This is a genomic window from Comamonas odontotermitis (assembly GCF_014207855.1).
GTDB classification, from domain to species: Bacteria; Pseudomonadota; Gammaproteobacteria; order Burkholderiales; family Burkholderiaceae_C; genus Comamonas; species Comamonas odontotermitis_A.
On the sequence record NZ_JACHKZ010000006.1, the window covers coordinates 170688 to 191342 of the forward strand.

Annotated in this window: 17 protein-coding genes and 1 tRNA gene; 12 read left to right on the plus strand and 6 right to left on the minus strand. The window is 60.5% G+C overall.

The window, feature by feature from the left end; all coding sequences use genetic code 11:
• Positions 1–210: 210 nt before the first annotated feature.
• On the minus strand, positions 211–1119 hold the full coding sequence (locus HNP33_RS07200) for a biotin synthase (protein ID WP_184706513.1): 909 nt from the start codon (positions 1117–1119) through the stop codon (positions 211–213).
• A gap of 377 nt (positions 1120–1496) precedes the next feature.
• Between HNP33_RS07200 and HNP33_RS21010 the strand changes: the two genes are divergently transcribed.
• Together HNP33_RS21010 and trmL are read left to right on the plus strand one after the other, a co-directional pair.
• Positions 1497–1967, plus strand: a complete 471-nt coding sequence (locus HNP33_RS21010) for a ComF family protein (RefSeq protein WP_325064916.1) — start codon at positions 1497–1499, stop codon at positions 1965–1967.
• Positions 1968–2053: 86 nt separating this feature from the next.
• On the plus strand, positions 2054–2539 hold the full coding sequence (gene trmL, locus HNP33_RS07210) for a tRNA (uridine(34)/cytosine(34)/5-carboxymethylaminomethyluridine(34)-2'-O)-methyltransferase TrmL (protein ID WP_184706509.1): 486 nt from the start codon (positions 2054–2056) through the stop codon (positions 2537–2539).
• 87 nt (positions 2540–2626) lie between these two features.
• Here trmL and HNP33_RS07215 read toward each other — a convergent pair whose 3' ends face one another.
• Positions 2627–3262, minus strand: a complete 636-nt coding sequence (locus HNP33_RS07215) for a LysE family transporter (protein WP_184706507.1) — start codon at positions 3260–3262, stop codon at positions 2627–2629.
• A 302-nt stretch (positions 3263–3564) separates the two neighbouring features.
• Here HNP33_RS07215 and kefC point away from each other — a divergent pair, with 302 nt between their 5' ends.
• Both kefC and HNP33_RS07225 read left to right on the plus strand, forming a co-directional pair.
• Positions 3565–5442 (plus strand): glutathione-regulated potassium-efflux system protein KefC, encoded by a 1878-nt coding sequence (kefC, locus tag HNP33_RS07220; RefSeq protein ID WP_184706505.1) that lies wholly within the window; start codon positions 3565–3567, stop codon positions 5440–5442.
• A gap of 47 nt (positions 5443–5489) precedes the next feature.
• A complete protein-coding gene (locus tag HNP33_RS07225) occupies positions 5490–5924 on the plus strand; it encodes a DUF1841 family protein (RefSeq protein WP_184706503.1) in 435 nt (144 codons plus the stop codon).
• Positions 5925–6029: 105 nt separating this feature from the next.
• On the opposite strand, the gene HNP33_RS07230 is transcribed toward HNP33_RS07225, so the two are convergent.
• Positions 6030–6698: a c-type cytochrome gene (locus HNP33_RS07230; protein WP_184706501.1), complete on the minus strand. Its 669-nt coding sequence runs from the start codon at positions 6696–6698 to the stop codon at positions 6030–6032.
• A gap of 104 nt (positions 6699–6802) precedes the next feature.
• Here HNP33_RS07230 and HNP33_RS07235 point away from each other — a divergent pair, with 104 nt between their 5' ends.
• From HNP33_RS07235 to HNP33_RS07245, 3 genes are all read left to right on the plus strand, one after another.
• Positions 6803–7657 (plus strand): AAA family ATPase, encoded by an 855-nt coding sequence (locus tag HNP33_RS07235; protein WP_184706499.1) that lies wholly within the window; start codon positions 6803–6805, stop codon positions 7655–7657.
• Positions 7658–7664: 7 nt separating this feature from the next.
• The gene (locus HNP33_RS07240; RefSeq protein WP_184706497.1) at positions 7665–7877 is read left to right on the plus strand and encodes a hypothetical protein; all 213 of its coding nucleotides are present in this window, start codon (positions 7665–7667) and stop codon (positions 7875–7877) included.
• 66 nt (positions 7878–7943) lie between these two features.
• Complete coding sequence (locus HNP33_RS07245) at positions 7944–8537, plus strand: GNAT family N-acetyltransferase (RefSeq protein WP_184706495.1); 594 nt, start codon at positions 7944–7946, stop codon at positions 8535–8537.
• Positions 8538–8593: 56 nt separating this feature from the next.
• On the opposite strand, the gene cls is transcribed toward HNP33_RS07245, so the two are convergent.
• Together cls and HNP33_RS07255 are read right to left on the minus strand one after the other, a co-directional pair.
• Positions 8594–10066, minus strand: coding sequence for a cardiolipin synthase (cls, locus tag HNP33_RS07250; RefSeq protein WP_184706493.1), 1473 nt, complete (start codon positions 10064–10066; stop codon positions 8594–8596).
• Between the two features lie 79 nt (positions 10067–10145).
• Positions 10146–10790: a hypothetical protein gene (locus HNP33_RS07255; protein ID WP_184706491.1), complete on the minus strand. Its 645-nt coding sequence runs from the start codon at positions 10788–10790 to the stop codon at positions 10146–10148.
• A 72-nt stretch (positions 10791–10862) separates the two neighbouring features.
• On the opposite strand from HNP33_RS07255, the gene HNP33_RS07260 reads away from it, so the two are divergent.
• The 4 genes from HNP33_RS07260 (at position 10863) to HNP33_RS07275 (ending at position 18461) form a co-directional block, all read left to right on the plus strand.
• Entirely contained in the window at positions 10863–12050 is a 1188-nt protein-coding gene (locus HNP33_RS07260; RefSeq protein ID WP_184706489.1) for a vWA domain-containing protein, read from the plus strand.
• A 2-nt stretch (positions 12051–12052) separates the two neighbouring features.
• Positions 12053–13978 (plus strand): autotransporter assembly complex protein TamA, encoded by a 1926-nt coding sequence (locus HNP33_RS07265; RefSeq protein ID WP_184706487.1) that lies wholly within the window; start codon positions 12053–12055, stop codon positions 13976–13978.
• 2 nt (positions 13979–13980) lie between these two features.
• Positions 13981–18315: a translocation/assembly module TamB domain-containing protein gene (locus tag HNP33_RS07270; RefSeq protein ID WP_184706485.1), complete on the plus strand. Its 4335-nt coding sequence runs from the start codon at positions 13981–13983 to the stop codon at positions 18313–18315.
• 71 nt (positions 18316–18386) lie between these two features.
• Positions 18387–18461, plus strand: a tRNA-Arg gene (locus HNP33_RS07275).
• Positions 18462–19422: 961 nt separating this feature from the next.
• On the opposite strand, the gene HNP33_RS07280 is transcribed toward HNP33_RS07275, so the two are convergent.
• Positions 19423–19788 (minus strand): hypothetical protein, encoded by a 366-nt coding sequence (locus HNP33_RS07280; protein WP_184706483.1) that lies wholly within the window; start codon positions 19786–19788, stop codon positions 19423–19425.
• Between the two features lie 218 nt (positions 19789–20006).
• Here HNP33_RS07280 and HNP33_RS07285 point away from each other — a divergent pair, with 218 nt between their 5' ends.
• Positions 20007–20615, plus strand: coding sequence for a hypothetical protein (locus HNP33_RS07285; RefSeq protein ID WP_184749447.1), 609 nt, complete (start codon positions 20007–20009; stop codon positions 20613–20615).
• Positions 20616–20655: the final 40 nt, after the last annotated feature.

Here is a 20655-nt window from a genome sequence, read left to right on the forward strand (position 1 = left end):
TGTCATCAAACCGAGCATGGCGTGAACTGCGCAATATTGCAACCCATGCAATCCCGGGATCATAGGGCTTTCACAACAAAAGCCCCCAGGCACTAGACAGCCGCTGCAATTGGCGTTCCACGCCAGGCCGATGCACCCATGGTTTCAGGCGCGCGACCATGAGCGCATGCCGGCGACTGCCAGTATCAGCGGTGCCTTGCTCGGCAGCGGTCACTCACCCTGCGTGCGCCCCTGACGCAGCATCTGCTGCATATCTTGCACGCTGATGACACTCTCGCCCTGCAGCTTGACGCGCGGAGCCGGTTTGAAGGCATGGCCGTAGATGATCTCGAAGGTGACAACGAGGCGCCCCTCCTCATCGGCGCGGGCCAGCTGTCGCGCAAGCGATAGGTCAAGCTGTGCGAGCCAGTTGCGCCCTCGCAAGGCGCCAAAGCGGCGGGGGTGCAGGTTGCGCCCCAGCTCGCGCAGTTCGGCGCGCAATTTCTGCGCACTGGAATACGACAGCGTGATGCGTTCCATATCCATCACCGGCTCGGCAAACCCGGCCTGCACGAGCATGTCACCCCAGTCATGCATATCGGTGAACTCGTGGCTTGCAGCAGGCCAGCCCTGCTCTGCATGGACGGCCCGCACTTCTGCCAGCGTGTCCGGCCCCAGGCAGGAGAACATCACGAACCCATCGACCGCCAGCAACCGGTGCCAGGTCTGCAGCAGTTGCTGCGGATTGGGGTGGTTGTGCAGGGCCATGTTGGCCCAGAGCATGTTCATGCTGCCCGCCTCTGGCTGGCCCCAGTGCAGCCTGGGCTGGCGCCACCGGCTCATGCTCCACCAGGGGCTGGAGAGGTGTTCGCGCAGCGCTGCTGCGCGCACAGGCTGGGTTTCGACAATGCTCAGCGCCGACTGAGGATAGCGCTCAGCCACGCGCTGGTGCGCAGCCAGGCTACCGTACAGCGGCTCCCAGCTGCACCAGGCAGCGGGCTTTTGCATAATCCATGCCAGGCGCTCCTCCATGCGACGCCCTACTTCGTCGTGCAGCCAGGGGCTGTGCGCAGGCGCCTGCCTTTGCCAGCGCGTGGCGGCTATCGGGTCAATCGTCGGAGGGGTGGAAAATTCAGCCATGGGGTAGCCCGCTACGCAATATGGGCGTGGGTTAAATGTCTTCTGAAAGGAACGGCTTGGCAATGCGCAGCAGCAAAAGCAGCATTTCGGCTCCTCCCCTGCACCGCATGCAATGGTGGCAACAGTGGTCAAGCCGGTTTGCAGACTGCCTGGGGCAACATCTGCCCGGCACCTGCCTCGTGTGTCAGCGCTGGCCCAGCCCGTGGCTGTGCAGTGACTGTGCGGTCGTCTGCGCGCCATCTGCCACAGGGCGCTGCAACCGCTGCGCACTGCCTTTTCCCGCCAACAGCCAGGTTTGCCCGGCTTGCCTGCTTGATCCGCTGCCGCTGCGGCAATGCCATGCAGCGGTGGACTATAGCCCGCCTTGGAGTGGCATGGTGCAGCAGTTCAAATATCACCAGCATCTGGCATGGGCAAGGCCCATGGCGCAGCTGATGTTGCAGGCGCCGCACACCAGGCAACTGTTGCAACAGGCAGAACTGGTGCTTGCGGTGCCGCTCTCTGCCACGCGACTGCGCGAGCGCGGCTACAACCAGGCCCTGCAACTGGCACGCGCCCTGCAGCGCCAGACGCCGGGCAGCGCCGTGCTTCATTCTGGCTGGCTGCTGCGCCTGGCCGATACCCCGGCGCAGGTGCAGCTGGGTCGCACAGCGAGATTGCGCAATCTGCGCCACGCTTTTGCCATCGAGCCGCGCCATGCAGCAGCGGTTTGCGGCAGGCAAGTGTTGCTGGTAGATGATGTGATGACCACGGGTGCCACATTGGCTGCAGTGGCAAACATGCTGCTGGCGCATGGTGCCTCTGCGGTAGATGCCATGGTTTTTGCAAGAACTCCGTTGCCAGACTAAAACGCAGCGCCATGCAGGCGCTTTGCTGCGTCACTACACTGGCACGCCTTGGCGGCCTCTGCCGCGCGCTCCTATCACAGCATCCCATGTTCAACGTCGTCCTGGTCGAGCCAGAAATACCCCCCAATACCGGTAACGTGATCCGCCTGTGCGCCAATACCGGCAGCCGCCTGCACCTGATCGAGCCACTGGGATTTTCCATGGAAGACCGCTACATGCGCCGCGCGGGCCTGGATTACCACGAGTACGCCGCCACGCAGCGCCATGCCAGCTGGCAGGCCTTTGTCGACGCCATGCAGCCCGCCGCAGACCGCATGTTTGCCATGACCACGCACGGCAGCAGCCCTGCGTTTGACATTCAATTTCACCCGGGTGATTGGCTGGTGTTTGGCTGCGAAACCCGCGGCCTGCCTCCTGCTTTGCGCGAGAGCTTTCCCCTCACCCAGCGCGTGCGCCTGCCCATGGTGGCGGGCCAGCGCAGCCTCAATCTGTCCAACGCCGTGGCGGTCACCGTCTTTGAAGCCTGGCGCCAGAACGGCTTTGCCGCGCCGGATGGCAGTGCCGCCCAATAGGTTTGAGACAAAAAATAGCCACTGGCGCACAGTATGTAGGCGCCAATAGCTCTCATTTAAATAGCAAGAAAGATATGCTGCCCAAGCTCAGGCGTTTTGCGAGCGCTTGACGAAGAACAAGCCCATGCCCACCAGCATCAGCAGGCCGCCGAACACCTTGTTCTGGATGCGCATGGCCTTGCTGTCACGCAGCAGGCGGCGCAGAGCACTCGCGCTCGCAGCATAGCCATGCATCACGATGGTATCCACGGTCAAGGTGGTGGCAGACAGAATCAATAGTTGCAGCCACAGCGGATGATCTGCCGTCATGAACTGCGGCAGCACCGCCACCATGAAGATGATGCCCTTGGGGTTGGTGGCATTGGTCAAAAAGCCACTCAGGGTGCGTTTTTTCCAGCTGCCTTCGGGCTGCTGCATCGCTGCATCGCTCACCAGCCCTCCGGTGGAGCGCCATTGCTGAAAACCAATGTAGATCAGGTAACAGGCGCCCACGATCTTGACGATGTTGAACGCGGTCTCTGACGCAATCAGCAGCGAGCCCACACCCGCACCTGCAATCAGCAAGATGAGCAAAAGCCCCAGCTGCAGCCCCAAAATGGTGGCACTGGTCTTGCGCATGCCATAAGACAGACCGTGGCTCATCGACAACACGGCGCCCGAGCCCGGCGATACAGCAATGATGATGGCCGCAACCAGATAGGCCAGCCAGGTGTGAAATTCCATGATCAATCCAGAAACGGCTCCGTCGTGCCTGGCCCCACGCATCACCGCGTCCGGCTATCAGCGCCCAGGTACCTTGGCAGGCCGCAGTTTGTAGGCCCTGCACAACGGCAAAGCCGCCATTATCGCGCCCGCCTGCGCTTGCCTGCCAGCTCCATCGACGGGGGCTGTCACATATTTTCCATAGCACTCCGCGCTTGCTGGGTGCACGCAGAACGCAAAAAAATGCAATAAATTCCCACAAATCGCTAAAAAAACGTAACCTCCTTTCCAAAGCACCTACAACAACCCCATTTTTTGCACGCATGGAAGCGCACGCCCCTCTCTGGCTGACCTACACCTTTTTGTACTTGGCAGCCGCCGTCATTGCCGTGCCGATTTCACGAGCCCTTGGCCTTGGCACCATCATCGGCTACCTGGTGGCCGGCATGATCATCGGGCCCAGCGGCCTCAAGCTGGTCAGCAATGTGCAGGACATCCTGCATTTTTCCGAGTTCGGCGTGGTGCTGATGCTGTTCCTGATTGGGTTGGAGCTGCAACCCAGCCGCCTGTGGAGCATGCGCCGCCCTATCTTTGGCGTAGGCAGCGCGCAAATGCTGCTGTGCACGGCAGGGCTGTTTGCCGCAGGCTGGCTGTTCGGGTTTGACTGGCATATGGCCCTGATTGCCGCTCTCGGCCTGGCGCTGTCATCCACTGCGATTGCATTGCAAAGCATTGCAGAGCGTAACCTTATGTCCACCAACAGCGGCAAGACGAGCTTTGCCATCCTGTTGTTCCAGGACGTAGCGGCCATCCCGATCCTCGCACTCGTGCCCTTGCTGGCCGTGGGCCAGCAAGCAGCGCAGAGCGATGGCAACATGCTGCTGGAAATCGGCAGAACCCTGGCCATCATTGCTGCTGTCATCGTGGGCGGCCGCTACCTGCTGCGCCCCGTGCTGCGCTGGATTGCGCAAAGCGATTCCCGCGAAATCTCCACAGCCACCGCCTTGCTGCTGGTGGTGGGCATTGCCTATCTGATGCTGCAGATCGGCCTGTCCATGGCGCTCGGTGCCTTTTTGGCTGGCGTGCTGTTGGCCGACAGCGAATTCCGCGCCGAGCTGGAAACCGACATCGAGCCTTTCAAAGGCCTGCTGCTCGGGCTGTTCTTCATCGCCGTGGGCATGAGCATCGACTTCTCGGTGATCCTGTCGTCGCCCCTGGCCATGCTGGCACTCGTGGTGATTTTTCTGCTCATCAAATCCATCGTCATCTACAGCCTCGCCACCGTGCTGCGCATGCCGCTGCAGGAGCGCCCGCTGTTCACCCTGCTGCTGGCGCAAGGCGGAGAATTCGCGTTTGTGGTGTTCAGCGCCGCACAGGCGCAAGGCATTGTGAGCCCGCAGCATTCCTCGCTGCTGATCGGCGCAGTGGCTATCTCCATGGTGGCCACGCCGCTGATGGTGGCCGCCATGGACCGCTGGCTCATGCCCCGGTTTGCCAACCTCGCCACGGGTGAAGACGCACCAGAGGAGTTGCACGAGCAGCAGGAGGCGTCCGTGCTGATCGCCGGCTTCGGCCGCTACGGCCAGATCGTGACCCGTGTGCTGCTGAGCCAGGGCATCAAGGCGGTCATTCTGGACCACAGCGTCGAGATGCTCCAGGTGGCGCAGAACTTCGGCTACCGCGTGTTCTATGGCGATGCCACCCGGCAGGATCTGCTGCGCATCGCCGGGGCAGAAAAGGCCGAGGTCATGGTGATCGCGGTCGACGACGAAAGCCAGACCAACCAGATCGTCAAGCTGGTGCAGCAGCATTTCCCGCACCTCAAGATCGTGACCCGTGCGAAAGACGTGGCGCACTGGTTTGCCCTGCGCGACATGGGCGTGCAATATGTGGACCGCGAGCTGTTCGACTCCAGCCTGCAGACAGCCGAGAAGACGCTGGAGCTGATGGGCTACACGCCTGAAGATGCACAGTATGTGGTCACGGTGTTCCGTGCCCACAACATCGAATTGACCAACAAGATGTACGAACACCGCAACGACCGCGAAACCATGCTGGCCGTGGGCCGCCAGGGCCGCGATCAGCTGGTGGAACAGATGATGCGCGAGCGCCAGGAACGCCAGGCCCAGGCGCAGGAAGCCGAGCAGGCCCCCAGCAGCCCCTACCCGCACCAGCCGGATGACCCGCAGGCCCACATTTGACCGTAGACGCACGCAGCCCACCGGCTGCGTGCTACGCTTTGCGCCCTATGTTCAACCCCTCCCAAGCCGATGTGCGGCGCTTTTTCTGTGCTGCGCATGCCAAACAGCAAGCGGGCCAGCCCATGGAAGCCATCGAAACCCTGGCGGGCCTGTGGATTGCCGAGCACCCCGAGTACCGCGAAGACCTGAGCGACGTGGATGCGGCCATCGCCCGCAACTACGATCTGACACCCGACAAGACCAACCCGTTTCTGCACCTGTCCATGCACCTGTCGATCAGCGAGCAATGCAGCATCGACCAGCCGCGCGGCATTCGCCAGGCAGTGGAACTGCTTGCCAGGCGGTTGGGCTCGCTGCACGATGCGCACCACGTCGCCATGGAGTGCCTGGGCAGCATGCTGTGGGAGAGCCAGCGCTCGGGCCGCCCACCCGATGGTGACGCCTACGTGGCGGCCGTGCAGCGCAACGCCACCAAGGACTGAGCGCCGCCCTCCACTCCCCCAAGAAAGCAGAACGCCCGGCATTGCCGGGCGTTTTTTGCTGAGGCCACTGCTGCGTTGCCCGCCATTGCTCGCTTATTTTCTGCCTTATTTGCTGCGGAAGCGCGACTCCGGCACGGTCTGCAAACCGCCTTGCAGGCTGCCGATATAGTCGGCCAGCTCTTTCATCTCTGCATGGTTGAACTGCTTGGCCATGGCCCCCATCACCGGGTGCGAGCGGCCGATGTACCCGCTTTTCTCGACGGTATAGGATTTGAGCGCGGCATACAGATAGTCAGCGTTCTGGCCGCCCAGCTTGGGATACGTGGGATCGATGGCCTTGGAGAAATTGTCACCATGGCACGATGCGCAGGTGCCTTTTTTCAGCAACTCGGCAGTCTTGGTGCTCGGCTCTCTCGATGGCTTTTCGGCCACCGTCACATCGCCGGTGGTGTGCTTTTCGTAATACGCCGCCAGATCGGCAATGTCCTGGTCGGTCAGCGAATCGGCAATGGCGCGCATCGTGGGGTGTTTGCGGTCGCCCTTCTTGTAGGCATGCAGCGCTGCCTCGATGTACTTGCCGTTCTGGCCCGAAATCTTTGGAACCTGGTACACCTCGGGAAAGCTGGCCTTGTACCCCACGATACCGTGGCAGCCAATGCACATGGCAATTTTTCCTTCAGCCGCCTTGGCATCACCCTTCACCTCCTGAGCCGCCGCCCAACCCGTCACAGACGCGACAGCCAATGCAAATACCGTGGTCAATGTTTTATTCATTTTGCGCGCACAATCGTGTGGAAAAGCTACCGCGCCTTGGCGGTGTCTAAGTTTATAGTCAACGCTCAAACAGACCCTGTCACCTCGATTCTGCATTCTCTTTCATGAAATTCCAAGGCACACAGAACTACGTTGCGACCAATGACCTGATGCTCGCGGTCAATGCGGCAATTACCCTTCAAAGACCGCTTCTCGTCAAGGGGGAACCCGGCACAGGGAAAACCATGCTGGCGGAAGAAGTGTCGCAGGCGTTAGGCATGCCGCTGCTGCAGTGGCACATCAAGTCCACCACCAAGGCACAGCAGGGCTTGTATGAGTACGACGCAGTCAGTCGTCTGCGAGACAGCCAGCTTGCCGATGTGGACGGCGCGGCCCGTGTGCATGACATCCACAACTACATCGTCAAGGGCGTGCTGTGGCAGGCCTTCACCGCAGACCAGCCCGTGGCCCTGCTGATCGACGAGATCGACAAGGCCGACATCGAGTTTCCCAACGATCTGCTGCGCGAACTCGACCGCATGGAGTTCTACTGCTACGAAACGCGCGATATGATCCGCGCCAAGCACCGCCCGCTGGTGTTCATCACCTCCAACAACGAGAAGGAGCTGCCTGACGCCTTCCTGCGCCGCTGCTTCTTTCACTACATCAAGTTCCCCGACGCGGAGACGATGAAGCAGATCGTCGAGGTGCATTTCCCAACGCTCAAGCAGGGCCTGCTGTCGGCGGCCATGAAGGTGTTCTTCGAAATCCGCAACCTGCCCGGCCTGAAGAAAAAGCCATCGACCAGCGAGTTGATCGACTGGCTCAAGCTGCTGGTTGCCGAAGATATTCCGCCCGAGGTGTTGCAGACCGCAGACCAGAAGATTGCCGTGCCACCCCTGGTGGGCGCGCTTTTGAAGAACGAGCAGGACGTGAGCCTGTTCGAGAAGCTGGTCTTCATGAACCAGCGCAACCGCTAGGCAGCGCATGGCCACGCCGCAGCAGTTGCTGGCCGAAGGGTTGACGGACGCCGTTGGCTTTCTGGCCGGCGCACTGGCTGGCTGGGGCATTTCGCACTTGCTGGGCTGGCCGCTGTTTGAAGAAGGCTACAGCGCGGGCAGCATTGCCGCCATTGCACTGGTGGGCCTGGGCGGCGGGGCAGGCCTTCAACTGGCCCGGCGCTGGCGCAAATCCAGATAGAAATTGGCTGATGCGCCTTGCAGTAAAACGCAATCAGCTATCAAATTCATAACAACCGAGAACACCATGGCCTTTGTAGAACCCATCGATCTGCGCCGCAATGGCGTACTGCTCACCCCACTGGACTTTGCGCATGAGGACGGCCTGCGTGCCGCTGCGCAGGATGGCGAGCTCTGGAAAATCCGTGTCACCTCTGTTCCCGAGCCGGAAAACACCAGGCTCTACATCGAGCAGGCCATGAACATGCGCGCAGCGGGCAACCGCATGCCATTTGCCGTCATCGATGAAGTCACGGGCAAGGTGCTGGGCAGCACCAGCTACCACGACATCGTGCCCGCCTTGAAGCGTGTGGAAATCGGCTACACCTGGTACGCGCAGAGCGTGCAGCGCAGCCACGTCAACACCACCTGCAAGCTTGCCTTGCTGGCCCATGCGTTCGAAACCCTGGGCGCCGCCGTGGTGGGCTGGCGGACAGACAACTTCAACTTTGCCAGCCAGCGGGCCATTGAGCGCCTGGGCGCCAGAAAGGACGGGGTGATCCGCCACCATGCGCCGCGCCGCGATGGCACCGTGCGCGACACCGTGATGTACAGCATGCTCGCTGGCGAATGGCCCGAAGCCAAGGCACAGTTGCTGTACCTGCTGAACAAGCCGCGCTGATTTTTCACCCCACCCGTAGGTACCCTAGAGCGCCGGCCAAAGCAGCGGTTTTGAAGCTACAGCACCGGCGCCATCATGCCCACAACGTTGTGTATCAGCCGGGTATGGAACGGCCATGCACGCACCGCCGCCACATCCACGGCCTTTGACACGGACAGGTAGCCCAGCTGCCTTGCGCGTATGCTGCCCGTCACCTCGCGGTCGCTGATCAGCAGGTTGTTTTCGTAGTTCAGCTCCAGGCTGCGGCGGTCCATGTTGGCCGATCCCACCAGACTGATTTCGCCGTCCAGGGTCAAGGTCTTGGCGTGTAATACCCCCAGCGGATATTCATAGAGTGCCACGCCGTTGCTCAGCAGATCGGCATAGCAGCTGCGGCAGGCCTGCGCCACCAGCCATGAATCATTGCGGGCGGGCACGATCAGGGTCGTCGCCACCCCGCGCCGGGGCGCAGCGCACAGAGCGCGCAGCAAGGCCTCGTCCGGGACAAAGTATGGCGTGGTGATCAGCAGCTCGTGGCGCGCTGCATACATGCTGGCCACAAACAGATCGGACATGCCGTTGTGCCGCGCCGTGGGGCCTGTTTCCACGGCCTGCGCCACGCAGTTGCCAGGGGCCACATCTGCAGCAGCCACTGGTGCATTGGGCAGGTCGTCCAGTCCGGCTTCATTGGTCTCTGGAATCCAGCCGCTCAAGAACAGCGTCTGCATCTGCCGCACTACCGGCCCCTCACAACGCAGCAGTACATCGATCCAGGGCGCATACCTCGCCTTGATTCGGAATTCCGGGTCCGCACAATTCTGGCTGCCGCAATAGGCGATGCGGTTGTCAATGACGACCAGCTTGCGGTGGTCGCGCAAATCGACACGGCTGAGCGCCATATGGCGCAGGCGGCTCACATCATCCAGCGTGGCCAGCAATTGCACGCCAGCCTGCGCCAGCTCACGCCACAGGGCACTGTCATGAAAGGCGCGCGAGCCCAACGCATCCACCATCACCCGGCACTGCACGCCGCGGCGTGCAGCAGCGGCTACGGCCAGCGCCAGACGCTGGCCGGTGTCATCGGCCAGCCAGATGTAAAAGGCGATATGCACCTGCTGGCGCGCCTGTGCGATATCGTCGATCAGATGGTGAATGGCCGCCTTGGAGTTGACCATGGGCTGGGCCGGCACTGCAGCCGCATCACCCAGCAGCGCAATGCGGTTGCCCGCAACCGCATCAAACCCGGTGATGGAATGCGCCAGGGCGACCAGGGACGCAGCCGCTCCGGACACCTGCGCAGGTGTCTGCACCGGGCGCTGCAAAGTGGTTTGCACCTTGCGCAGCCGCCGTGCACGGGAGCGCCCGATGCTGGTCTCGCCCAGCAACAGATACGCCGCAATGCCCGCCAGAGGCACCAGCATGATGACCGCCACCCATGCGGCACGCGAGGCGGGCGAGCGGTTGGCCCGCGTCAGCGCGCGGGCAGCAACCAGCAGATGCAAGATGAAAACAGAGCCTGTCCACAGTTGGGGAAGCAGATTGCTGTGCATGGAATTCGACGGACGCACCAATACAGATGGTTCATGCTAGCACGGCATCCATCTGCGCCTATGCCCCGACGGGCGCTGTTCACAGCCTGCTCAGCAGGCCTTCCTGCAATGCGGGCAGATGCTGCTCCGGCAGGATATTGCTCATATGCTTTTTGACGTTGTCCGCATAGCTGGCATTGGTCTTTTGCTTCAGAAACTGAAGCACTTTGAGCAGGTTGACCACCAGATCGCTTTCGCTCTGGCTGGCATTGAGCTGGGCCAGCATGTGTTGGGCATCGCCGCCACGCTGCATCTGCAAAATGCCGGATGCATACATCTTGCATGCGGCCAATGAGCGTTTGGCGGCAGAGGAGGACAGCGCCTCCCGTGCAGGCGCAAGCGCAGATACCAAAGGAGCCGGGCGCGATGGCTGAAGATCGATGCCCACCGGCATCAGCGTGGATTCGCGCGGCTCTGCGGCCGCGACAGATGCCTGCGATGCCATGCGCAGCGCATCATGGGAATCGCGGACCGTCCACGCCTGCCCCTGCACAGGCCGCTGCACCAGATACCCCTGGGCGAGCAGACTGTCCATCAACGCCAGTGCGCTGTCACCGAGCCAACCCGCAATCTCTTGACGGGAGCGGATGCCATCGCACAAGATGAGGATCTGCCGCTCCTGCACCGACAGGCTGGCACGGTTGCGCAATGCCTGCCTGGCCTTGTCCGTTTTGATCATCACCATGGCAGCGTGCTCCCCAAGTCCCGTTAGACTGGAAAGACTAGCCCGCTTCCGTTACAAATTGTTTACAACCCCATGCTGATCGACTTTTTCTACACCTTGCGTGCGGCCAAACTGCCGGTTTCGGTCAAGGAACTGCTCACCTTGCTGGAGGCGCTGGAAAAAGGCCTGGCTGGCCCGCGATCGGAAGATGCCTGGAGCCTGGACGACTTCTACTTTCTCGCGCGCACCTGCCTGGTCAAGGATGAAAAGCTGTTCGACAAGTTCGACCAGGCTTTTTCTGCGTATTTCAAAGGCATGGAGTTGCTCACCGACTGGAAGAAGGAGCTGCCGGAGGACTGGCTGAAGCAGGTGCTGGAGCGAGAGCTGAGCCCCGAGGAAAAGGCAGCGATCGAGGCCATGGGCTGGGATGAGCTGATGGAGACCTTGAAACAGCGGCTTGAAGAACAGAAGGAGCGCCACGAAGGCGGCAGCAAGTGGATCGGCACTGGCGGCACCAGCCCGTTTGGCCACGGCGGCTACAACCCAGCGGGCATACGCATCGGTGGGCCCGGTAAAAGCCGTAGCGCAGTCAAAGTGTGGGAGCAGCGCGCTTACCGCGATTACGACGACACCCAGGAGCTGGGCACGCGCAATATCAAGGTGGCGCTGCGCCGCCTGCGCAAATTTGCCCGTGATGGCAACGAGCTTGAACTTGATCTGCCCAACACCATCCGAGCCACCGCCGCCAATGCGGGCTATCTGGACATCAAGATGATCCCCGAGCGGCACAACAACGTGAAAGTGCTGCTGCTAATGGATGTAGGCGGCACGATGGATGACCACATTCAGCGCGTCGAAGAACTGTTTTCTGCCACCAAAAGCGAGTTCAAGCACCTGGAGTTCTATTACTTCCACAACTGCGTCTACGACTACATGTGGAAAAATAACAAACGCCGCTATGCCGAGAAATTCCCGACCTGGGACATCATCAGAAAATATAACAAGGATTACAAACTGATCTTTGTAGGGGATGCCACAATGAGTCCTTACGAAATCCTACAACCGGGTGGCTCGGTTGAATATAACAATGAAGAACCCGGTGCCGAATGGATCAAGCGCCTGACCAACGCTTTTCCCAAGCACGCCTGGATCAACCCCGAACCACAAGGTGTCTGGCAATACCGCCAGAGCATCAGCCTGATACAACAACTCGTAGGCGACCGCATGTTTCCCCTGTCATTGAAAGGCCTGGAGGACACAATGCGGTTGCTGTCAAAGTGACCATGCGATATCGCCTGACGACGCCGGTCCTGCCGGCGTTTTTTATTGCTTTCTCTGCCTTGCTGGCTGGCTGCAGCAGCACGCCGCACGCCAATGGCGAGGATGCGCAGAACGCAGCCACCGCGGCAGAAAAGGACTCCAGCAGCACCGAAGCCGACAGCGACAAGCCCGCTTTCGATCTGACGGTGAAAGCGCCTGACGATGTCAGAAAGTATCTGGAGCAATACATCGACCTCAAACGCTATCGCAGCTTTCCTGGGCTCCAGTTGACCGAGCTGACGCGGCTGTTGGGCAGCGCCGATGAGAACGTGCGTGAACTGCTGGGCACATTGGGTTACTTCAGCCCCGAGATACAAATTGATGTGTTCGATACAGGAGCGGCGCCTGTGGGCGACGGCATATCTGCAGCAGACAGCGAAGCACGCCCGCAGATCGTCATCTCCGTCACGCCGGGCGTACAAACCAAGGTGGCCGACGTGGCGCTGGATTACAGCGGCGCCGTGACCGAAGAGAAGAACTTTGCCAGCCGGCGCGAGCGGCTGCAGCGCAACTGGGATCTGCAACCCGGCGCCGGATTCACCCAGAAAGGCTGGGACGGTGCGAAATCCGAAGGCCTGCGCGCCCTCCAGCGCCGCCGCTACCCCACCGCCAAGATCGAATCCAGCAAGGCCGACATTGATGGCGACACCAACCAGGCCCGCCTGTCAGTGCATTACGACAGCGGCCCGTTGTACAAATTCGGGCCTCTGTTGATCCAGGGCGCTGAGCGTTACGACCCGGTCGGCACCGCCCGTATCGCGCGCCTGCCCACTGGCCGCGACTACAGCGAAACCGCCATGCTCGACGCCCAGACCCGTCTGGCCGCCAGCGGTTACTACGACTCGGTCTTCCTGACCCTCGATACCGACACCCAGACGCCCGAAGCGGCCCCTGTGATTGCCCAGGTGCGCGAGGCCAAGCTGCAAAAAGTGGTTTTCGGCATCGGTATGTCCACCGATACCGGGCCACGCCTGAGCCTCGACCATACCCACAACAAAATGCCTTTGCTGGGCTGGCGCGCGGTAAGCAAGCTCTCGTTCGAGCGCGACAAAAAACTGATCAGCACCGAATGGACCGACCTGCCCGGTGAGGACGGCTGGGCCGACTTTGCTGGGGGCGAGATCAAGCGTGAAATCAATGGCGACTTCACCATCAATTCGACCCAGATCCGCGGCGGTCACAAGAAGAGCACCGACCACATCGACCGCAGCGCATTCCTGCAATACGACTTCTCGTCATCTGTGCAAGGACTGGAAAAAATCCCCTCCAGTAGCGCCATCAGCGCCAATTACGGCTGGACAGGCCGCTACTTCAACAACAACACCAATCCCACGCGCGGCTATGGCATTGCTGCAGAACTGGGCGCGGGCTTTACGCTCACGCCCCAGCGCGATCCGTTCATACGTACCCTGCTGCGCTGGCAAGGCTTTGTGCCCGCCGGAACGGTGACCGCCCCCAATGGCAGCTCGCGCGGGGCACGCCTTGCCCTGCGGGCCGAAGGCGGTGCAATCCTGGCCAAGGATTCTGCCGTCATCCCTGCCACCCAGCTGTTCATCACTGGTGGTGACACCACCGTGCGCGGCTATGGCTACAAACAGATCGGCGCCAGCGTTGCTGGCAACAAGGTTTACGGCGGCCGCTACATGTACGTGGGCAGCGTTGAATACCAGCGCCCCCTGGTGCGCAATGGCGAGGTCAGCGACTGGGAATCGGCCGTGTTTGCCGATGTGGGCTCGGTGGCTGACAAGGTTGGCGACATGACGCCCTACTGGGGCATTGGTACGGGCCTGCGCTGGCGCAGCCCGGTGGGCGCGCTGCAGGCCGATGTGGCCTACGGACTGAAAGACCAACGCTTTCGCCTGCATTTGCGTCTGGGATACAGCTTTTGACCATGGCAGACACCTCTATCTCCACGCCGCAGGGCACCCAGCCAACGCCTCCGCCTCCTCCTAAAAAAGCAAGCCGGGGCAGGCGCATTGTGCGCTGGCTGCTATGGTTTTTGGCATCGCTCATTGTCGCTGTCGCTGCATTGCTGGGCGGCGCCTGGTGGTGGAGCGGGCAAGACGATTCGCTCGCTCGCGTCATCGCCATCGTGCAGCGCTACCTACCGGCAGACCAGCAACTGCAAGCCTCCGATGTGCGCGGCAGCCTGCGCCGAGGCGGCAGCATTGGCAATCTGCAATGGAGCAATCCAGCCATCCGCGTTGACATGAGCAACGCCACCATCGGCTGGACCCTCGATAACATCTGGGATCGTGAAGTGCGCCTGGCACCGATCCACATCGCCCAGCTCACCATCACACCCTCGGGCATGGAACAACCCAAGGAGCCTACCCAGCCCTTGGAACAGTTGCCGCTGCCGCTGCGGGTGCTGGACATTCCCTTCTCCGTGGATGAAATCGTCTGGGCCGCTGCCCAGCCCGTCACCATCGCCGGTCTGCAGGGCCACTACCTGTACCAGAGCGACAAGCATCGGCTGCAGATCACCAGCGTACAGGCCTTCAACGGCAGCTACCAGGCCCAACTCACCCTGGGCGCGTTGGCGCCGATGGAGCTTGATGCCCAGCTGCAAGCCCATACAGACCAACCGGCCACTGAACAGCTGCCTGCCATGCTGGCCGATGCCTCGGCCAACATCATTGGCAACCTGGCAGGTGCCGATGCCAGCCTGCGCGTGGTAGCCCAGCTCCAACCCCAGATTGCGCAGCCCTCGCCGGCAGACGATGCGGCAGCCCAACCCCAAAAGCCGCCAGCCAAATCTGCAGGCGGTAAGGCACGGCAGCATGGCCAGGACCAGGCCGCACAGGCCCTGGCCAAAGCCCCGCCCATGCAAGCCGATGTGGATGCCACCATCTACCCCTGGAAACCCTGGCCGGTCGGCCCCACGCAGGCCACCGTGCAAAGCGTCAATCTGGCAGCCCTTCTGCCTAACCTGCCCATCACATTGCTCAACGGCAAAATCGCGGTGACGCAAGCCCAGGCCGATGCACTGGCTACAGCACATGCAGACAGCCCTGCGCCCGCCCTGCCCGCCCCAGCTGCCGAAGCGCGCACAGATGCCGCGGCACCCGCGCTGCTGCCCGTGCCCCTCGACATCGCCGTCGACATCAGCAATGCGCTGCCCGGCCCGCTGGACGCGCAGCGCCTGCCCATCCAGCATCTGCAGGCGAAGGCCTTGTTTGACGGCCAGCGTGTCGATGTGCTGGGTGGCACCACCGTGCAGCTAGGCGACGGCCGCCTGCAAGCCGCAGGTCACTACCGGCTGGCAGACCACCATGCCGCGCTGCAAGCTCAACTGCAGGCGCTGAACCCTGCGCTCATCGACACCCGCGTGGACAGCGCGCCGCTCTCGGGCAAACTCACTGCCCAGTCGCAGGATGACGCTATCGTTTTTGACATCGACATACGCTCCAACCGTGCGCCAGACGCCAAAAACACCAAGAGTGCCAAAAACGCCAAAGACCCGGCCCGTCTGCCGATCGATCACATCATCGCCAAAGGACGGTGGAAGGCGCCCGAATTGCAGTTGCAGACCGCGCAGATCGACGCACTGGGCGCGCACCTGAGTGCCGAGCAACTGGTGGCCAATATCGAGCAGCGGAGCGGCTCGGGGCGTATCGCCGCACAAGTGCCCGGCGCCAACCTCGACATCAAAGCCCAAACCACCCCTACGCAAGGCAAGGGCGATGTGATTCTGAAACTGGCCAACGCAGAGCAATTGCTGCGATGGCTGCGCAAGGTGCCCGGCGCTGCCGAGGCGCTGCCCCCAGCCCTCAGTGCACAGGGCGGCCTTGACGCCCAGGTCCACTACAGCGGCGGCTATGGCGATGCCCTGCGCCAGTTGCAGCATGCAGGCATCCTCACCAAGCTGCCCGAAGGCATTGCCTCCAAAGGCGCACAACCGTTTGCGCTGGAGGCAGCCATCAACACCCAGCAGCTGACCGTGCGCACCAGCGGCAATGCCGAGGACACCTGGCAACTGCGCAACACCCAATTAGCGCTGACTGGCAATCTGGCCAAAATACAGGCCGACCTGCAGACCGAAGCGCGCCATGGCGAGCAACAATTTGGCGGCCAGATCAAGCTGGCAGCCAGCAGCAATGCGCAACAACAATGGACAGGCAGCCTCAGCCAGCTGCAGGCCCGCGCCACGCTCCCGCCCAACAAGGAGCCATGGCAATTGGCGCTGCAGCAGCCACTCGATTTCAAGCTGCAACTGCCCCAAGGCAAACAAGCGCTGACCGCCAGCACTGGCGCAGGCCAACTGCACCTCACCGGCCCGCAAGCGGGCACCGTCGTACTGCAGTGGAACCCGCTCCAGTTCAGCCAGGGCGCGGACAAAACCGTGCAGTTGCAAAGCACCGGCAGCGTGCAAGGCCTGCCACTGCGCTGGGCACGCGCTTTCCAAAAGCCCGATGCCAACCAAAACCAGGGCACCAGCCCGCTCGATTCAGACCTCGTCGTGCAAGGCCGGTGGGACATCAGCACCACCAATGGCCTGAACGCCAAACTGCAGGTAGAACGTGCGAGCGGCGACCTGCGCCTGCATATACAGGGCAGCCGCCCCAAGAGCGTCACCTTCCACTCCAGCGGCAAACAGGGCAGCCTTGCCAAAGCCTTTGCCGAGCAAAAGGAAACCATCACAGCCGGTATCCGCGCTGCAACCGTTACCCTGACCGTACAAGACCGCCAGGTGCGCGCCAACGTGCGCTGGGATTCGGCCAATGCGGGCGAGCTGAATGCCGATCTGCAGACCGCGTTGCAGTTCGAAGGCAAAGACTATCTGGCTGCAACCGTGGCACCCGACGCCCCGCTCAGCGGCGCCATCAAAGCCCAGATGCCAGACCTGGGCATCTGGGCCAGCTTTGCCCCGCCTGGATGGCGCGTGGCAGGCAGCCTGGGCGCCGATGTACAGCTATCGGGCAACCTGCGCGACCCGCGCTGGAGCGGCAGCGTCCTGGCCGACAAAATGCATATCCAGTCGCAATTGGACGGAGTGGACCTGCGCAACGGCAGCCTGCGCGCCCAACTCAACGGCAACGAACTCGCGCTGCAGCGCCTGCACTTTGACGGCGGCGAAGGCAGCCGCGCCCGCATCATCGGCTACAGCGGCAACCTGACTGCAGCACCCGTGGATGGCGGCACCCTGGATGCCACAGGCACGATCCGCTGGAGCATGCCCGACGATGGAGGCAAACCCGACATCACCATGGACATCCGCACCCAGGCCAAGGCCCTGCAAGTATTGGTGCGCGCCGACCGGCAGGTCAGCATCTCCGGGGATGTACGCAGCCAGCTGCAGCAAGGCCAGATGCGCATCACCGGCGACCTGCGCGTCGACCGCGCCAGCATCATGCTGGCCAACGAATCCTCCCCCACCCTGGGCAGCGATGTGGTGGTGCACACCAAGGCCAGCCGCGCCGCCGCTGCCGAAAAGGCCAAGCAGGAGGCGGCCCAGGCTGCTGAAGACAAGCCCAACGAGCCCGCAGGCGGCATCACCCCTGCCAAACCCATGCTGCTGGATGTGAAGCTGGACCTTGGCAACGATTTTGCGCTGCAGGGCTATGGCATCACCACGCGCCTGCGCGGCACGCTCAATGTGCAGAACGCTGGCGGCAACGGAATCGGCATGCCCCGCATCACCGGCGTCATCACCACGGAAGAAGGCCGATACCGCGCCTGGGGACAGGTGCTGAATGTAGAGACAGGCCAGATCCGGTTCAACGGGCCCTACAACAACCCCTCGCTAGAGATTCTGGCACTGCGGCCCAACATCTCCGTCAAGGCAGGTGTCCAGGTCAGCGGCACGGCAATGGCGCCCCGCGTGCGGCTGTACTCCGACCCTGAAATGCCCGACGCCGAAAAAATATCGTGGGTAGTCATGGGCCGCGACCCCGCGGGCGGCGGCGCCAGCAGCGCCAGCAGCGCCATGATGCAGCAGGCGGCTCTCGCCCTGCTGGGCGGAGGCTCTGGGGAGAGCCTGACTGGCAACATCGCCAAAAGCCTGGGCTTGGATGAAATCGGCCTGGGTGGCGACAATGGCTCTGCCGGCCTGTCGCTGGGCAAGCGCTTGTCCAAGGACTTGTATGTGACCTACGAAGCCGGCTTGGGTGGCACCTTAGGCGCGCTCTACATCTTCTACGACTTCACCCGCAACCTGCAACTGCGCGGATCGGCAGGCGTGACCAGCGCGCTGGATCTGATCTACACATTGCGTTTTGACTAGGGCGGCCACAACACAGGGCAGAGTTTGTCCGGCACCCGCCGAACACCACCTACAATAGCTGCTTGACCACCCTCCCTGTAGTTCAATGGATAGAACGAGTGCCTCCTAAGCGCTAGATACAGGTTCGATTCCTGTCGGGGGGACCATGATTCTGCAATGGAATCAAGCACATAAGCACTGCAAGAATACAAGCGGGACAAAACCAGACTATTTAGGCCTGTTTCTATACGGCGTTTCTGGTTTTTGCCCTCCCGCTTCAAGCTTGAATTACCCCTGGCATTTATCAGGCTGCTGCAACTCCTGAGAGGCGCCAGCGGTGCTCTCGCGCGGCAGCAGCGCGAGTTAGCTTCCGCCTCATTCCGGCGAACCCCTCTATGGCGGAAACGTCCACGTACGCCCAACTCCAAGTTAAAAGTGATCGTATATGTAGGAAACACCGCAACATATCTTCCTTCTTTAACTTTGCTTTAGACTCTCCTGAAAAGAAAAAACCGTTTGGCGGCACACGAGCTCTATGCGTTGTCAGCATTCACATTGGCAACCATAAAACAAAATGAAATAAAGAAAATCACTTGTGCGTCATAATCTCCAGCATGAAGACAGCCATTCGCGTAGTGCTCGTGCTTGTAGCAACACCTGCTGTGCTATTTTTTATAGGCAAGCTACTCTCATGGGTATTCTCTTGTTCAGGTTTTGACTACATATCAAATTGCTCAGTGCCAGCAGTGACGGGACTTGTCTCGGGCCTAGTCGGCATGCTTTGGCTTTTTGTCTTCGCTATTCCACTTGGCATAGGCTCAATCGCCATCATTCTGATTGTGTCGGCTATTTTCGGATCTGAGGGCAAGGATTAACTTGACTCGTGTCACTCAGGTCTAGGTCTGGCGTCACTGATTCCATTCAGGTATTCCCGCTTGGCTCATTGACCGACGCGATAGGCACAATGTTTAGGCCAAGAATTGAGCGGAGGCTCTGATCCACTTGCATTGCTCGCTTCCTCGCCAATGGTGGTTTAGAGAGATGCCTGTCGTACCGCGCTTATGCGGCTATCAGCATGTTTAGGCTTCCCCCAATTTCCCGGGCGGTTGACTCAATCCCACGAAGCGCCTACTCTTCAGGATGAGTGGATGGCATACCATCTGCACCAAAGGCCAGGCCCAGTTGCTCTAGTTTTGCACGCGCCTCATGGTGTACCACTCCGCGCTTTCTAACGTCAGCTTCCAGCAGCCTCAGAAGAGTGCGCTTGCTGACATTGATATTACGGATCACCTCCACACGCACGCCCCAGAATTTGTCATTCGCAAAGCGATCCAAAATCGCCGCGTCTGCATCCGGATTCATAGCTGCGGTAGCCCGAATGGCCTGGTTCGGGTCTGTCAAAAATGGCTCCAGCTCGGCGGTGTTTGCAGCACCGCATGCAGCGATATAACGCAATTGCTCTGCCGCTTCTTGCTCAGGTGTCTTTTTTGCCATTGTTTTCTCCGACAGAGGAACTTTCTATTGTCACAGCCCCCACGCTGTCTGTCTAAAAGTTTGGGGCCCAGTTTCTCTGAAACATGCAGCATACACAAGAGCAGCATCGATTCCGATCTGTGAAACGCCTGAATCTCTGGGAGCAATGCGAGACATATCCCGGACAACGCCTGCAATACAGCTTGTGCCGGAAGTTCAAGGCTTTAGGGTGTTCATTCATGATCCAGGCCAAATACAGACTGGGCCTACTGTTTTTACAATGCACAGGCTCTGAATCATTTTTCACTTTGGTGACAAGGTTCTCCGCAGCCATATCGGCAAGTGTAAAATATACTCATAAATTTTCAAAAGACCTCGAATCGTTGAATTTATGCAGATCGGTACAATTGATGAATAATAAGAAATTCCTTGCAGCAATCATCATACTGGCTATATTTTCTACGCTATTTTTCATATTTAGAATATGCAACATTTTTTTGATAGAGCCCCCATTGGCATCTATTGCGACAGATGGTCTGCAGTCATTTGAATCCAATAAGCTTTCATCTTCAAGCAGAAAAAATCCAGCAGATGATTTAGTACTTCAAGCTAAAAGAAAGGAAATCTTTGCTTATTCAAGAGACGGAAATTTCAAGAACACAAGGAATCGTCTAAAAAATGCCTGGGATGCTGGAGTGATTAACCAGAAAGAGTACTATGGAGAGCTAGCACACATGCTTTCTGTATCTGTTGAAAATCCAGAATCCATAGTGAGAGAGGTTGTCACATCAAGGGGCTTTGTTGCACAAATCCGGGCCGCAGCGGTAGTAGGCTCGGATGATGAGTGAGACGAACTGGGGTCGGCGCAAGTACCGCACCACAAACTGG